This is a genomic window from Acidihalobacter sp. (assembly GCF_037381185.1).
GTDB lineage: Bacteria > Pseudomonadota > Gammaproteobacteria > DSM-5130 > Acidihalobacteraceae > Acidihalobacter_A.
Genome location: NZ_JARRQY010000010.1, coordinates 112,678 through 127,873, shown reverse-complemented (window position 1 = coordinate 127,873; position 15,196 = coordinate 112,678). Strand labels below are relative to the sequence as shown.

The following is a 15,196-nucleotide window of genomic DNA, read 5'->3' as shown; positions in this document are numbered from 1 at the left end:
TCCGGAGCAAGCACCCCATGAGCACTGAAGATCGCGTCCGCCATGTCCTGTCCGTGATTCTGAAGATCGACCTGCCCGAGGGGCAGGATCTTCGCCGCGAGGACGAGCCGAAGTGGGACTCGCTGAAACATGTCGAAATCGTCTTCGCACTGGAGGACGAGTTCGACGTCCAGTTCGATGAGGAGCGCATGGCCTCGCTCACCAGCCTGGGCGCCATCGTCGCCGCGCTCGAGAACCCGCATGCGGCATGACCTCTCGCAAGAGGGCGACGCCTTTCGCCTGCGCCCGGTGGCGCTGGAAGACAGCGCATTCATCGTCGCCCTGCGAACCGACCCGTCGCTGTCGCGCTTCGTGCACACGACCGCTGCCGACCCCGCCGCCCAGCGAGCCTGGATCGAGCGCTATTTCGAGCGCGCGGGCGATTACTACTTCATCATCGAAAACCAGCATACGAAAACCCCCGAAGGCACCATTTCCATTTACGACCTTGACCCGCAGCACAAAACCGCCGAATGGGGACGCTGGATACTGCGCGCGGGATCGCTGGCCGCAGTCGAAAGCGTGATGCATCTCTATCGCATCGCCTTCGCACACCTCGGCCTCGACTCGGTCTACTGCCGGACTCTGGTGGAGAACGAAAAAGTGGTCTCGTTTCATACCTCCTGCGGACTGAAAACGACCGGAGTGCTGACCGGTGCATTCAACATGGACGGTCAGCCGCGCGATGCCGTGGAACAACGCCTGAGCCGCAGCGAATGGCCCGCGGTGGAGGCACGACTCGCCCCGCTGGCGGCACGGACGGCTCGACTGGTGGCCCGGGAGCGGCGGCCATGAACGCTCCACACGCCCTATCCGGCCTCGAGTTTCACCATGTCGGCGTGGCCTGCCGCAAGCTGGAGCGCGAACAGACCGTATTCGAGAACATGGGCTATCGCCCGGAAGGCGAAATCTTCGTCGACCCGACCCAGGGAATCCGCGGCCGGTTTCTGACCGGCGCCGGCCCGCGCATGGAACTGGTCGAACCGCTGGACAGCCAGACCGGCGTATTGACCAACGTTCTCGCACAGGGACTTAAGATGTATCACCTCGCCTACACCACGCCGGACATGGAACGCTCGCTTGCGGAGGCTGTGCAGATACGGGGCAAGGTGATGGTCGAGCCGGTTCCCGCGGTTGCCTTCGACGGACGGCGGATCGCTTTCGTGTTCCTGCCCAACATGCTGCTGATGGAGTTCATCGAGCGATGACGCCGCACTCCGACGAACACGAGCGCCTCGACAGCATCGCGTCGAGGTCTCTGTACGCCCACGAGATCTATCTCGCAACCCTGGACCATGCCTTCGAAATCCTGTGTCGGCACCTGCGCCCGGGCCAGATCCTGGAGCTGGGGCCTGCCGAAGGCATGATGACCGACCGCCTGTATCGGCTGGATCATCCCTTGACCGTCGTCGAAGGAGCGGCCCGCTTCTGCGAGGAAATCGCGGCCCGCTGTCCCGGTGCCGACGTCGTCAACACCCTGTTCGAGGAGTTCGCCCCCGACCAGCATTTCGACACCATCGTCCTCGGACACGTGCTAGAACATGTCGCCGACCCCGTCCGACTGCTGCAGCGCGTCGGCGACTGGCTTGCTCCGGAGGGCATCATCTTCGCCGCGGTACCCAACAGCCGTTCGCTGCACAGGCAGGCAGCAGTGACCATGGGGCTTCTGCCCTTCGAGGAGGCCCTGAACGAGCTGGACATCAAACACGGCCACCGGCGCGTCTACAACCCTGAGACCTTCCGCCGCGACTTCATCGAAGCAGGCCTCGCAATACAGGTATTCGGCGGCTACTTCGTCAAGGCCGCATCGCAGGGTCAACTCGCCCAGATCGCCACCCCTGAGATGATCGATGCTTTCTGCCGGGTGGGCGAGCGCTATCCGGATATCGCGGCCGAGCTGTACGTGGTCGCCGGATCGGCAACGCCAGCGGCCTAGCCAGCGCTGCGACCCCATCGAGCCCCAAGGACGGATGCAATGGCGCAGCCAACCGTCCTACCAGCACAGTGGTGACAAATCAGCTCCCGACGTCGACAACCACTCTCCCGCGAACCTGTCCGGTCAGGAAGGACTCCGCCCAGGTAACGGCCTCGCCCAATCCGATGACACGGGAAATGCCGTCGAGCTTTGACGCGTCGAGATCGCGTGCCAGGCGTTCCCAGGCCTCCATGCGATCCGCGCGAGGCCGCATCACGCTGTCGATGCCCGCCAGCGCCACGCCCCGCAGAATGAACGGCGCGACGGTGGCCGGGAAATCCATCCCGCCGGCCAGACCGCAGGCGGCGACGACGCCTCCGTACTGCATGGTGGCGCAAACATTGGCGAGCACATGGCTGCCGACCACGTCGACCGCGCCCGCCCAGCGCGCCTTGCCCAGTGGTTTGCCGGGTTTTGCGAATTCCGCCCGGTCGAGCACCTCGGCCGCACCCAACTCCTCGAGATAACGGGCCTCCTCCGGCCTCCCGCTGACCGCGACCACCCGATAACCCAGTTTGGCCAGCAACGCGACCGCCACGCTGCCGACACCGCCGGCCGCCCCGGTCACCACCACTTCGCCCTTGTCCGGAGTGACGCCGTGCCGCTCGAGCGCCAGAACACATAGCATGGCGGTATAGCCGGCGGTGCCGATGGCCATGGCCTGCTGCAGCGAAAACGCCGGCGGCAGGGGAATCAGCCATTCGCCCTTGAGCCTCGCCTTTTCCGCCAGACCACCCCAATGGGTTTCGCCGACGCCCCAGCCGTTGAGCACCACCGCATCGCCCACCTGGTAACGCAAATCGTCCGAGTGCGCGACCGTACCCGCCAAATCGACGCCGGGAATCATCGGAAACCGGCGCACCACGGGGGATTTTCCCGTGATTGCCAGCGCGTCCTTGTAGTTGAGCGTCGAGTACGCCACGTCCACCGTCACATTACCTTCGGGCAGGCGAGATTCCTCGATTTCCTGCACCGCGGCTTCATAGCTGTCATCGGTTTTATCGATCAGGATGCCTCTGAACATAGTCCCGTCCTTGAATGCGTCATTCCGTTAATTTCCGAGCAGACTACCGGGCGATACCGGCGAGAAAGAACTCGGCGTAGGCTTCCAGCGGCGCTGCATTCTGCTCAAGCTTGGCTCTCAATACAGCGCCCTCCCAGCCGATCCAGAACACCTCGGCCAGCCGCCGGCAATCGGCGTTCTGAGGGATCTCCCCCGCTTTCCTGGCCGCTTCCAGGCACGCTTCGACACGCACCTGCCAGTCCGCGAACACCGCCATGAGTCTTGCGCGGAACGGCTCCGGCAACGCGCCCATTTCCTGCCCGAGATTGCCGACCAGACAGCCTCTTCTGAAGTCGTGACGCGCCATGCCGGACGCCGCATCGGCAATGAACGCCTTCAGCCCCTGCAATGGAGACAGCGACGGGTCGGACAGGAAGCGATCCAGCTTTCGGGAGAAATACGCGTTGTAGCGCTCAACCAGTTCGAGACCGAACGCTTCCTTGCTGGAGAAGTAGTGGTAGAACGAACCCTTGGGGACCGCGACGCGACGCAGGATTTCGTCGAGTCCGGCGGCGGATAAGCCCTTCTCGGTCAGCACCTCCAGGCCTGCGCGAACAAGGGATTCGCGCGTTTCGCCGTAGTCGCCCGCCCCTTTTGGCGGCCGTCCGCGCCTGCGTCCTGAAGTGGCTTTTCGTTCCATGACGATTAAATTAGACCGATCGTCTAATTTAATCAACAATCCTTCGCAAACATGAGCCTTGGCGACGCAGGCAGTCGAATCAGAGTCGCCCTTCTCTACGCCAGCCGACGCATCGCCCGATTCATCAATCGATGCCCGACAAGGTAGTATTGTCCTTTTCCCCTCCCGACCTCGCCATGACCGACATCGACCGCCTGTTCACCCGCCTGGACGCCCTGCTCGACCGCCTCGAACCGCTGCTGCCCCAGGCGCCCGAAACCACCGACTGGAACGCCCTCGCCTTCCGCTGGCGCCGGCCGAGCTACCTGCAGGCCGTGCAGCATCCACAGCTGCTGGATCCCGACGCCCTGCTCGGCATCGAGCGTCAGAAGAACCTGCTCGCGCGCAACACCGAGCAGTTCGTTCGGGGCCTGCCGGCCAACAACGCTCTGCTATGGGGCTCGCGAGGCACCGGCAAGTCCTCGCTGATCCGCGCCATGTTGGAGCAGTTCGCCGGACAGGGGCTGCGCCTGATCGAGGTCGAGCGCCGCGACCTGGCCGACCTGCCGGAAATCGTCGAACCGCTGTACGGGCGCGAGGAGCGCTTCGTCATTTTCTCCGACGACCTGTCGTTCGAAGCGGACGACCCCAGCTACAAGGCACTCAAGGCCACACTGGACGGCTCCGTGGCCGCCGCGCCGGAAAACGTGCTCATCTACGCCACCTCCAACCGGCGTCATCTACTGCCCGAGTACCAGCGCGACAACCAGGATTCACGTGCCGTCGACGGCGAGATACACCACGGCGAAGCAGTCGAAGAGAAGATATCGCTGTCCGAGCGCTTCGGCCTGTGGCTGGCCTTCCACCCGTTCCGTCAGGACGACTATCTGGCCATCGTCTTCCACACCCTGCAGCGCATGGAAATCCCCTTCGACGCCGAGACCGTGCGCCCGGAGGCGCTGCGCTTCGCCCTGGAGCGGGGCTCGCGCAGCGGCCGCGTCGCCGCGCAGTTCGCACGCGACTGGGCGGGGCGCAGCTCGCTGTAAAGAAAGGCAAAGACCCGACGCCGGAGGGAACCTGCCGAACGTCGGATAGTCTGTCCTATGACGCACATCCAGGACAGTCGGTCCCATGCTTTACGTCGAACCTCATGCTGGCGTGCAACCGGTCGTGCAGCTCATACGCTCCGCCCGACGCAGCGTCGACATCAATGCCTACCTGATCGACGACCGACGGATTCTCGAGGCCATCCGCGGCGACACCCGGCGCGGCGTGCGCGTGCGCGTCATCTTGCCCTCACGGCCCTATCGGGTGAACGCCGCCACGGTACAGCGTGAATTCAATGCCCTCGCCGGCACGGGTGCCGAAATCCGCTGGGCCCCCGCACGTTTCGAGCATCGCTTCGCCTACGATCATGCGAAATACATCGTCGTCGACGGCGGAAAGGGCGAAACGCTGATCGGCACCGCCAACCTGACCTACGCCGCCTTCCACGACAACCGCGAATATCTATGGATCGGCCACGACCGTGCCGTGGGACAAGCTCTGGAAACCGTATTCGACGCCGATTGGAGCAAACGCCGCGCCGGTACAGCCCCCCGCAAGACAAACGACCTGGTCATTTCTCCCGGCGGCGAACAGGCCATGCTCAAGGTGCTCGACCAGCCCGGCGCCGTCGATCTGGAAAGCGAAGAGTTCGGTTTCGTACCGCGCATCAGCAACGCCCTGGAACACAAGGGCCGGCTAGCCAACATCATCGTACCGCGCACGATCAGCCACTACGACCTGGGCAACTTGGCACCGCTGCAGCGCGACGGCGTCAACGTCCGCTTCATCCAGCACCCCCGCATGCACGCCAAAATGATCGTCGGCGATCGGCTTGCATTCATCGGTTCTCAAAACATCAGCTGGACCAGCCTGAATCACAATCGAGAGATCGGAATCATTTTGCACGGCCAGGCCATCGATACGCTGCGGGCGCAATTCAATCGCGATTGGCGGAAAGCATCACCAAAAACCTAATTCCAAATGGCCTTCGCGCCCGTGTCAGGCCCGGGACGCTGCCCGAGCGGTGGCGAACATGTACAACGTCAGTCCTGCCAAGATCAATACGATACCGGCCCCTTCCCACACACCGGGAATCTCGTGCAGCTGCAGGGCCGCCGAGATCAACCCTATGACCGGAATCGCCAGCGTACCCATACCCAGTGTGCCCGCAGGCAGACGATGGGCCAGCCAGGTCCACAGCAACCAGGCCAAAGCCGTAGCCAGGATGCCGTTGTAGACCAACGCCCCCACCAGCCCGGACGTCCACTGCACATGCTGCCCGGGCACGAACAACGCCGCGGCGATCAAGGGCAGACTGCCCAATGCGGTCTGCCAGGCCGTCAGCGAGAACACGTCGACCGGACCGCTGCGCTGCATTTTCTTCAGCGCCACGATGGAACCGGCGTTGGACACGCCCGCAAGCACGGCCAGCAGCTTGCTGGCCGAGGATCCCGTATCCGCCCATGGCTGGAAAATCAGCACGAGTCCGGCGATACCGACGCCCAGAGCCAGCCAGCGCATGCCGGTCAGGCGCTCTCCCATGAAAACCCAACCCAGCAGTGCGGCCCAGAAAGGCATGGTGTACATGAGCACGGCGGTGCGCCCCGCCGCGCCGCTCTCAAGCGCCCAAAAGATGAAACCGATCACCGCCGTGGTCTGCAGCAGACCGACCAGCAACGCCCACCCGAGCCGTTGCGGACGCAGCGAGCGCCCCATCAGCGGCAGGATCACGAACAGAGTCAGCGCGGCCAGCGCTGCACGCAGGGCGGCGAAAGCGAACGGACTCGCGTCGGCCAGAGCGCGTTTCATCACTACCCAGTTGTAGCCAAGAATCACGGAATAGAGGGCCAGGGCGGCCACGGCGCGTATCACGACGAAAGACTCCTCGGAGTTCGTTTGTTGGCGGGAAAGAATCGGGCTTGCGATGCAGCGGCAACCGAATTGCGTTGCCTAGGCCGCTGACCCAGTAGGTCTTCAGGGCATTGTCGAATACCCTGCACCGGCGGGCGGAAGCTGTATATATTTGACTGCCGGCGCAATAGGGTACCATCGGCTCCAGCCTCACGCCTGCCCATACAAGCCCTGGAGCCAAACCATGACTACCTTGCTGTTCGATCTTTTCGGCGTCATCGCCTGCCGGCAATCGGAAGCCGGACGTGCGCGGATCGAACGCATTGCCGACATCGACAACCAGGCTCTATGGGACGCCTATTGGGGACAGCGCCAGGACTACGATCGCGGCGACATCGACGGTAGGGCCTACTGGCACCGGGTCGCCGCCCAAGTCGGCACGGAGTTCTCGCAGGCCCGCATCGCCGCGCTGATCGACGCCGACGTATCGAGTTGGAGCGCCGTGGATTCCGAGATGGTCGCCTTGATCGGCGAACTCGCTGCCGCCGGCCGCCACCTCGGACTGCTCTCCAACATTCCCCCTGAGCACGCCGCCGTGTTCGAGCCGCGCAACCCCTGGCTCGACAACTTCGCCATGCGTGCCTTTTCCTGCCACATCGGACACGCAAAACCCGAGGCCGGAGCCTATCGCCACTGCATCGAAGCGCTGGGCGCCCTGGCCCAGGAGATCCTGTTCATAGACGACTCCGGCAAGAACGTCGCCGCCGCCGAGGAGCTGGGGCTGCAGGGCCATGTATTCACCGGCCGCGATGCCCTGCTCACGCGACTGGAGGGATAAGAGGCGGGGTTCCAATAGACACGAAAAGAACACAAAATGCGTGGAAAAATAGAGGCTGCGGGCTTGCCGTCCCCATGTCGGCTCCGCCCCGAGACAAACAACTATTCCTGGAGACAAGACATGAAAAAGCTCTACGTCGCGCTGGGGCTGATCGTCGCCCTGCTTGCGCTCGTTATCGGCCTCGGCCCCTGGTACGCCAGCCGGATCACCGAACGCCAGATCACCGCGACCGTCGACGCGATCAATCAGCAGGGCCTCTTCGAAGCGCATTACGACCGCATCGCCTACAACTGGTTCGGACAGCAGGGAACGCTCAAGCTGCTCCCCGTCGACCCCCGATTCAAAGAACTGCAGCGCAACGGTACCTAGGAAATCGTTCTACGCCTGTCGATCGCCTACGGCCCGATCCCAGTCGCCGCCTGGCGGCGCGACGGCATCAGCCTGATGCCCGTCGGCGCCGTCATCGACACACGCATCGACGGCCTGGAGAAGGCCTTGCGCAAATCCGGCAGCAGCTACAGTTTGCGCGACGTCGTGGGGCTCGGCGGCAGCAACGCACTGAAATTCCACATGACTCCCGGCAAGCTTACCAACGCCAAGGGAGACGACATCCGCTGGACCGCCTCCGATCTGCAGCTCGATCAGAACGGCCAGCATCTGCGCGGCTCCGGCCACACCGGCGAGTTGACCGTCGCCAAGGAAGGTCCACGCCCCGCGCACATCCGCGTCACTCCGATCAGGCTGGTCATCAACGACATGCAGATCGTCGACAACCAGAGTGCCGGGCGCTACAGCATCAGCTGGGACGGCATGCAGGCCAACGGCCCGCAGAAGAGGCGCAACACGACCTTCGCATTCGACATCGGCAAAATGAAGATCGAGGCGGACAGCCATTTCGCGCAGGGCATCGTCGCCGGCAAGGCCGACATGGTGTTGGGCGGAATGAGCATGCGCGAGCCGGCCAACGCGAAAACGCCGCTGTTCGCCATGAAGGACATGACGCTCAACAGCACAACGAACGACCCGAAAAACAACTACACCGGCTCCAGCGTGCGCTGGAACGTGGCCGACATCAACGCCAAGGGTCAGCACTACTCCCCCGCCACCCTCGAAATGCAGATGAGCCACCTGTACGTACCCGCCATGCGTGACGCCATCAAGGCATTGCAGGAAATGCAGCGCACGCGGCGCGATGTGCCGCCGCAGTTCGTGTTCCAGCGCATGGCGGGTGTCCTGATGCCGCCGCTGCAGCGACTGGTCGAACACAAACCCGTACTGCAACTCACGCAGTTGCACCTGGGCACCCCGAATGGTGCGCTGCAGGGCAAGGGCGAGGCCCGGATCGAGCCGGCCAACGGCGCCACGCCGTCGCTGACCACGCTGCCGGAGGATCTCGTCGCACAGTTGACGCTGAACATCCCCGGCCCGCTGGCGCACCAGATCGCCGCGCTTGCCCTGACCCGCCAGGGCGTCCCGGCAGACCAGCTTGCCGAAACCTCGCAGCGCTACCTGGACCGGCTGCAGAGTCAGGGGCTGCTGAGTCAGCAGGGCAACGACTATTCGCTGAAGCTCGACTACCGCAACAGCACCTTGCTGGTCAACGGCCGCCCGGTCTGGAGAGGCTGAGTCCGGAACGCGGTCCGTCAGCGTCTGGCGGGCCGCTTCCCGGCGTAACCGGTCAACTCGACATAACCGTCACCGCTTACCGGACTGCCGGCGCGCGTGCCGCGCACGCGCACGGCGCCTTCCCAGTAACGCACCGCCAGATCCAGTTCCTGGTCGGCGAGCAGCGGCTGGACCTCCAGGTTCAGACCCAGCTCAGGTACGCGCAGCCGCCAGCGCGCGGGATAGCGTCCACCGCGTGGACTGTCCCAATGGTTCAGCACGTCGATCTTCACGGCATCCGCGCCGAGATGTTCGACCCGCCCCCGGGGTGACACCCAGGTGCCTGCACTGTGAGAGTCGGTGCTCCCGCCGCGGTCGCGCAGACGGTAGAACATCAGATCCGAACCATCGCTCAGACGCAGCGCGAACCAGTCCCAACCGATCTGCTCGGGAGCAAGCGCCGAAGTGCTCCACTCGCGGTCCAGCCATACCGTGCCGCTCACCTTCAACGTGCGTCCACCCAGCCGCAGGCTCCCGGTGGCGGCCAGGCGCGGCATGGAGTAGTAGTACGAAGCGTCACCGGGCGCCGAACCCTTGCGGCTCAAGCCACGATCGCCGTTGAGAATCACCCCCTGCCCAGGTTTCAGGGCGAGTTCCAGCGCCGCCTGCTTATCGGCGGCGTACAGCCGCCACGGGAAACCACCGTTGGCGCCGCCGCGCACCGACCAGTCCCCCGTCCAGACACGAAACGGCCGCGCCCGTGCACCGGCCAGCCCCAGCGCCCCGCGGACGAAACGCTGGCGGGCGAAGAAGCGGCCGGCCGGCACGTCGGTAACGGCGAAATGCGCCATGTAGAGCTGATTGGTCAACCAGCGCGAAGCACCGGTCGGCTTGTGCGGATCGAGTGCGACACGAAAAAAGGTCAGCTCGAAACCGTAGGGACGGCCCTGCGTGTCATGCAGGTTGCCGGTGAAATACCACCATTCGGTACGAAAATGCAGGTGCGGTCCGTAGTCGGCGGGAAACACGAAGGGCCGCGGCGCCAGCGCGCGCGCGAAGCCCGCCGTATCGCCTCCGCCCAGGGCCTGCTGCAAATCGATGCCGGTGCGGCGGGCATCGCCGCCCTGTCCGCAGGCCGACAGCATCAGCGAACCGCACACTGCCACAGCCAGGAGCAGACCGCGCATCATTCCGCCCTCAAGGCCCGGGCCGGCGGCGTGCGCGCCATGCGCCAGGCCGGCCATAGCGCGGCCAGCAGCGCCGCAGTCACCGCCGCCGCCAGCGCCTCCAGCAGCAGGGCCGGCTCCGAATGCCACTGCAGCGTCCAGCCGAAGGCGCGCGGATTGACCACCTCCGTGAGCACCCAAGCCATGCCCAGCCCCAACGGCAGAGCGGCCAGGCCGGCCAGCAGCCCGAGCAATACGCTCTGCCCGCCGACCAGGGCGAACAGCCCGAGCGGCGTCATGCCCTGTGCGCGCAACGTGGCATGCTCGCGGCTGCGCTCCAGATGCAGGGCCATTAGGCTCGCCAGCACGCCGACCATGGCCACTGCGAGCAACAGCACGCGCAGCACCCGGGTGATGGCGAACGTGCGGTCGAACACCCTGAGCGACTTCGCCACGATGGCTCCGTTGGCGCGCACCGACACGTCCACGCCCGCCGTACCGGCATGCGCGCGAACGGCTTCCAGCGCCGTATCCAGCGATGCCCCCGGACGCAGGTAGACCGCCAGCGAGCCGATCGCCGGATCATCCCAGAACCTCTGATACAGGCCGCGGGCCAGCATCACCAGACCGGAACCGCCCCCGTAGTCGTAAAACACGCCGCCGACGCGGAAACGGTGCGGCCCCTGCACGGTATCCAGCGCGATCGTGCCGCCCGGTTTGAGATCCAGGCGGCTCGCCAACGGCTCGCTGACCAGCACCACGCGACCGGCGGCGAAGGCCTTCCACACGCCCGGCTCGGCGCGCTTGAGTACGGCGTTCGGATGATGTCCGGCGGCTTCGCCGAGGGCCAGCAGCGCCAGCGGCCCGTCCGGGCCGTCGATACGCGCGTGGCGTCCTGACGTCACCCTCGCCACCTGCGGCAACTCCGCCACCGCCGCAACGAAGCCCGGCGCCAAACCACGCCCACCCGGACCGGATTGGGCGTTGACGTAGATGTCCCCGCGCAGGCTCTGCCCCAGCCAGTCCACCAGCGTGGCGCGGAAACTGTCGACCATGATGCCGACACCGATGGATGCGGCCAGCGCAATCGACAGCGCCGCCACCGCCACCACGGTGCGGCCCAGGGAAGCACGCACGCCCCCCACCGCCAGACGCACGCCGATACCCAGCCGCGAAGTCGCCATACCCAGCAGCCACAGCACTACGCGTACCCAGACGGGTACCCACAGGCTCGCGCCGACCACGCCTAGGAACAGGCCGGCAAAGGCGCCGAGCAGTCCTCCGCCCGGCCACAGCAGGATCGCCGCACTCAAGGCCAGCATCAGCGCTCCGGCGAGCACGCGCCAGGGTTCGCGGCGCCGCGACACCGCCTCCAGCGACATCGGCAGACCGCGGCCGCGCGGCGGCAGCCCGGCCGCCTCAAGCGCAGACGGTGCGGCGGCGACCAGCACCATGAGCAGCGCCAGCGCAAAGCCTTCCGTCAGCACCCAGGGGCTCAGGAACAGGTGATCTACGGTCAGGCTGAAATACAGGTCGTTGATGGTCCGCGTGACCAGCCGCACCAGGCCGCGCCCAAGCAACACTCCCAGCCCAAGTCCCAGCAGCGCACCAAGCACCGCCAGCGCTGTGGCCTCGCCGAGGATGCCCCGCACGACTTCGCCGCGCGTCACGCCCTGCGCCCGCATCAGACTGACCAGATGGCGCCTGCGCAGCACCGAGAAGACCAGCGTGTTGTAGATCAGGTAGGCGCCGATGAGCAGCGCCAGACCGCTCATCGCGAGGAGATTGAGACGAAACGCCCGCGTCACGCGAGCGGCATCCGCCAGCTTGGCGGCGACCGGCACCAGCCGCACCCCGGGCGGCAGCAGCGTCTTCACCCGCTCCATTTGACCCGGGGACAGTCGCAGGTCGATGCGGCTGAGCCGTCCGACCCGGCCGAGCAGATCCTGCGCCGTGCCGATATCCGTGATCAGCACGCCACGCAACGCCGCTGCATCGCCGCCCGGAGCACCGAGCAGGCGCAGACGGCGCGGCCGCCCGTCGATCTGCGCGGTGAACGCCCCATTGTCCGCCAGCCCCAAGCCGTGCGCGGTCGCCGGCGTCATGAGCACGCCGTTGCCGGACGTCATCAGCGCGGCAAGACCGGCACCGGCGCCGAGCAGTCCCGGCGCCAGAGTCGCCTGGGCGAAGGGGTCGATGCCGATCAGGCGCAGCGTCCGCCCGTCCACGCGCGCATAGCCCTCGACCACGGGGGCGCTACGGGTGAATCCGTCATGCACGCGCAGATGCACGTAGAACGTCTCGCCGAGGCCTCGCGGGCCGGCCACGATGCGCGCGTTGGCCGCTCCGTCCAAGGCCCGGGTGCTCGCCTCGAATCCCCTCAGGGCGCTGGCGTTGGCCAGGGCAACGGCAACCACCACCGCCACGCCGAGGGCGATGCCGGCCAACGCCAGCACGAGTTGCAGCGGATTGCGCAGCCAATAGCGCAGGCCGGCGAGCGCGATCAGCGGCCGGCCGGTAATGTTCACGCGTTTTCCAGCACGCCGTCGCGCAGGCGCAACACACGCTGCGCCGACTGCGCCACGGCCTCGCTGTGCGTCACCATCAGCAACGCGCTGCCGTCCGCGCGAGCCGTCTCGGCCAGCAACTCGAGCACCTGCGTCCCCGTATCGGCGTCGAGACTGCCGGTCGGTTCGTCGGCGAGAATCAGCGCCGGGCGATGCGCCAGTGCGCGGGCAATCGCCACGCGCTGCTGCTCGCCGCCGGAGATCTGCTCCGGGTACGCACCGGCACGGTCGCCGAGACCGACCCGCGCCAGCAAGTCCGCCGCGGCTCGCCGCGCGTCGGCCGGACTTGCGCCGTTGAGTTCGCGCGGCAGGCGCACGTTCTCCAGCAAGGTGAGCGTGGGGATGAGATTGAAGAACTGATAGACGAAGCCGATGTGGCTGCGCCGGAACAAGGTACGCGCATGCTCGCCGAGCCGGCTCAACTCGGTGCCGGCCACCCAGACGTTACCCTCCGCCGGCGGCTCGATGCCGGCGATGAGATTGAGCAGCGTGGACTTGCCCGAGCCGCTCTGCCCGAGCAACGCCACCCGTTCCCCGCGCACGATATCCATGTCCACTCCCTTGAGCACGACATGCTCGCGTGCGCCGTCGCGATAGACGTGGCGCAGGCCGCGCAGGCACACGGCCGCGGTGGTGAAATCAGTCACCCTGCACCGTGACCAGCACGCGGCGCCGATGAGGATGGCTGCGGTGCTCCCACAGATAGACGCCCTGCCAGGTGCCCAGGGCGAGACGCCCTTCGCGTATCGGCACGGTCAGGTCGACACCGGTGAGCACGCTACGCACGTGCGCGGGCATATCGTCCGGCCCTTCGTTCTGGTGCACGAACAACGGATCGCCGTCGGGGGCGAGGCGCTGCATGAATGCCTCCAGATCCCGGCGCACGTCCGGATCGGCGTTTTCGCACAGCATCAGCGACGCACTGGTGTGCTGCACGAATGCGTGGCACAGCCCTATCCGCACGCCCGACTCGCGCACATGTGCGGCGACCTGCGCGGTCAACTCGACGCTGTCGCGCCCACGGGTGGCAACGATGATCTCATACTGCGCACTCGTCATAGGTGAATTCCCTCAGCGCCTCGGCCGGAACCTGACGAAATATTCATCAACCGCCCGACGGCTACACTTTAAGGTAGCGAGTCATGCTGCTGAAACCTGCCCCGTGTAGTTTCGGGGAATCTACATGTGCAGAGGCAACTGCATGAAAATCGCGATGTTGAGCGATGTTTACTTCCCCCGAGTCAACGGCGTTTCCACCTCCATCGCCACCTTTCGCCGCGAACTGGAAGCGCTGGGCCACACGGTACATGTGATCGCTCCCGACTATTCCACCGCCAAACCGGAAGTCGGCATCCGTCGCATGCCTTCGCGTTACGTCTTCGCTGACCCGGAAGACCGCATGATGCAGCGCCACGCGCTGCTCGAACTGACCGCCGAACTTGCAGAGCAGGAGTACGACATCCTGCACATCCAGACACCATTCGTAGCACACCACGCCGGCGTGCGCTTGGCCCGCCGACTCGGCATTCCTCGAGTGGAAACCTACCATACCTTTTTTGAGGAGTACCTGTACCACTACCTGCCGATCCTGCCCAAATCCTTAGCCCGCTTCATCGCGCGGCGCTTCTCCGCCCTTCAATGCAACGATCTCGACGGCCTGGTCGTGCCCTCGGAAGCCATGGCCGAACGCCTGCGCGCCTACGGGGTGCACACACCGGTTTCCGTGATCCCTACCGGCATCGATTCGAAAAACTTCCACGGCGGCGACGGACAAGTCTTTCGCAGCCGTCTGGACATCGGCGCCGACCAACCCACGCTGGTGCACGTCGGGCGCATCGCCCACGAGAAGAACATCGGTTTTCTGTTGCGGATGCTGGACCGCGTTCGGCGCGATCTGCAGCAGGTCGTGCTGATCATTGCTGGCGACGGACCGGCGGTGCCCTATCTCAAACGCCTCAGCCGACGCCTCGGCCTAAGCGCACACATCCGCTTCGTCGGCTATCTGGACCGTGAGCGCGAACTGCTCGACTGCTACCGCGCCGGCGACGCCTTCGTGTTCGCCTCGCGCACCGAAACCCAAGGCCTAGTCTTGCTCGAAGCGCTCGCGCTGGGCGTGCCCGTGGTGTCGACTGCCGTCATGGGCACACGCGACGTGCTCAAACCGGGCTGCGGCGCGCTCATAGCCGAAAACGACCTGGAAGACTTCAGCACCAAGGTCCTGCACCTACTCCGCGATCCCGGGCTGCGCGAGCGTCTAGCCACGGAGGGTCCGGCCTATGTCCGTGGCTGGAGCGCTCGCGCCCAAGCCGAGCGTCTCGCGGACTTCTATCGCAGCCTCGTACACGCCGGCCCGTCCACTTACCCCGCAACCGGTCGTACCGGCTCCGCACTCAAGATCTGATTCCCAGCGAAGACCGCGGCAGGGA

16 protein-coding genes and 1 pseudogene are annotated in these 15,196 nt (G+C 65.6%); 10 read left to right on the top strand and 7 right to left on the bottom strand.

The genetic code is table 11. From position 1 onward, the window contains the following. Positions 1-17: 17 nt before the first annotated feature. From P8014_RS05140 to P8014_RS05125, 4 genes are read left to right on the top strand one after another with little or no spacing between them, the layout of a single operon-like run. On the top strand, positions 18-251 hold the full coding sequence (locus P8014_RS05140) for an acyl carrier protein (protein WP_337816225.1): 234 nt from the start codon (positions 18-20) through the stop codon (positions 249-251). Beyond that, entirely contained in the window at positions 241-834 is a 594-nt protein-coding gene (locus P8014_RS05135) for a GNAT family N-acetyltransferase (RefSeq protein ID WP_337816224.1), read from the top strand. The genes P8014_RS05140 and P8014_RS05135 overlap by 11 nt, the downstream gene beginning before the upstream one ends. After that, the gene (locus tag P8014_RS05130) at positions 831-1,247 is read left to right on the top strand and encodes a VOC family protein (RefSeq protein ID WP_337816223.1); all 417 of its coding nucleotides are present in this window, start codon (positions 831-833) and stop codon (positions 1,245-1,247) included. The genes P8014_RS05135 and P8014_RS05130 overlap by 4 nt, the downstream gene beginning before the upstream one ends. Continuing rightward, positions 1,244-1,975, top strand: a complete 732-nt coding sequence (locus tag P8014_RS05125; protein ID WP_337816222.1) for a class I SAM-dependent methyltransferase — start codon at positions 1,244-1,246, stop codon at positions 1,973-1,975. Before P8014_RS05130 ends, P8014_RS05125 begins: the two co-directional genes overlap by 4 nt. Positions 1,976-2,054: 79 nt before the next feature. Here the strand turns inward: P8014_RS05125 and P8014_RS05120 are convergent, their stop codons facing one another. Continuing rightward, positions 2,055-3,038 carry an MDR family oxidoreductase gene (locus P8014_RS05120; protein WP_337816221.1) on the bottom strand — a complete coding sequence of 328 codons (984 nt, stop codon included), beginning with the start codon at positions 3,036-3,038 and terminating at the stop codon, positions 2,055-2,057. A 43-nt stretch (positions 3,039-3,081) separates the two neighbouring features. Then, the gene (locus P8014_RS05115; protein ID WP_337816220.1) at positions 3,082-3,717 is read right to left on the bottom strand and encodes a TetR/AcrR family transcriptional regulator; all 636 of its coding nucleotides are present in this window, start codon (positions 3,715-3,717) and stop codon (positions 3,082-3,084) included. Positions 3,718-3,893: 176 nt separating this feature from the next. On the opposite strand from P8014_RS05115, the gene P8014_RS05110 reads away from it, so the two are divergent. After that, a complete protein-coding gene (locus P8014_RS05110; RefSeq protein ID WP_337816256.1) occupies positions 3,894-4,742 on the top strand; it encodes an ATP-binding protein in 849 nt (282 codons plus the stop codon). Positions 4,743-4,827: 85 nt separating this feature from the next. After that, entirely contained in the window at positions 4,828-5,718 is an 891-nt protein-coding gene (locus tag P8014_RS05105) for a phospholipase D-like domain-containing protein (RefSeq protein ID WP_337816219.1), read from the top strand. Between the two features lie 24 nt (positions 5,719-5,742). Here P8014_RS05105 and P8014_RS05100 read toward each other — a convergent pair whose 3' ends face one another. Further along, complete coding sequence (locus tag P8014_RS05100) at positions 5,743-6,615, bottom strand: DMT family transporter (RefSeq protein WP_337816218.1); 873 nt, start codon at positions 6,613-6,615, stop codon at positions 5,743-5,745. Between the two features lie 223 nt (positions 6,616-6,838). On the opposite strand from P8014_RS05100, the gene P8014_RS05095 reads away from it, so the two are divergent. The 3 genes and pseudogenes from P8014_RS05095 to P8014_RS05085 all read left to right on the top strand — a co-directional run bounded on the left by P8014_RS05095 (position 6,839) and on the right by P8014_RS05085 (position 9,058). Then, complete coding sequence (locus tag P8014_RS05095; protein WP_337816217.1) at positions 6,839-7,432, top strand: HAD family phosphatase; 594 nt, start codon at positions 6,839-6,841, stop codon at positions 7,430-7,432. Between the two features lie 36 nt (positions 7,433-7,468). Then, positions 7,469-8,161 (top strand): annotated as a pseudogene (locus tag P8014_RS05090) (DUF945 family protein); the annotation flags it as partial. A 27-nt stretch (positions 8,162-8,188) separates the two neighbouring features. Continuing rightward, positions 8,189-9,058 carry a DUF945 family protein gene (locus P8014_RS05085; protein ID WP_337816255.1) on the top strand — a complete coding sequence of 290 codons (870 nt, stop codon included), beginning with the start codon at positions 8,189-8,191 and terminating at the stop codon, positions 9,056-9,058. 17 nt (positions 9,059-9,075) lie between these two features. Here P8014_RS05085 and P8014_RS05080 read toward each other — a convergent pair whose 3' ends face one another. The 4 genes from P8014_RS05080 to P8014_RS05065 are packed head-to-tail and all read right to left on the bottom strand — an operon-like array spanning position 9,076 to position 13,829. After that, the gene (locus P8014_RS05080) at positions 9,076-10,227 is read right to left on the bottom strand and encodes a lipocalin-like domain-containing protein (RefSeq protein WP_337816216.1); all 1,152 of its coding nucleotides are present in this window, start codon (positions 10,225-10,227) and stop codon (positions 9,076-9,078) included. Continuing rightward, entirely contained in the window at positions 10,224-12,731 is a 2,508-nt protein-coding gene (locus P8014_RS05075; RefSeq protein WP_337816215.1) for an FtsX-like permease family protein, read from the bottom strand. The genes P8014_RS05080 and P8014_RS05075 overlap by 4 nt, the downstream gene beginning before the upstream one ends. Then, positions 12,728-13,393, bottom strand: coding sequence for an ABC transporter ATP-binding protein (locus P8014_RS05070; protein ID WP_337816254.1), 666 nt, complete (start codon positions 13,391-13,393; stop codon positions 12,728-12,730). Before P8014_RS05070 ends, P8014_RS05075 begins: the two co-directional genes overlap by 4 nt. Positions 13,394-13,409: 16 nt before the next feature. Continuing rightward, positions 13,410-13,829 (bottom strand): secondary thiamine-phosphate synthase enzyme YjbQ, encoded by a 420-nt coding sequence (locus P8014_RS05065; protein WP_337816214.1) that lies wholly within the window; start codon positions 13,827-13,829, stop codon positions 13,410-13,412. A 142-nt stretch (positions 13,830-13,971) separates the two neighbouring features. Between P8014_RS05065 and P8014_RS05060 the strand changes: the two genes are divergently transcribed. After that, positions 13,972-15,171: a glycosyltransferase gene (locus P8014_RS05060; protein ID WP_337816213.1), complete on the top strand. Its 1,200-nt coding sequence runs from the start codon at positions 13,972-13,974 to the stop codon at positions 15,169-15,171. Positions 15,172-15,196 lie beyond the last annotated feature (25 nt).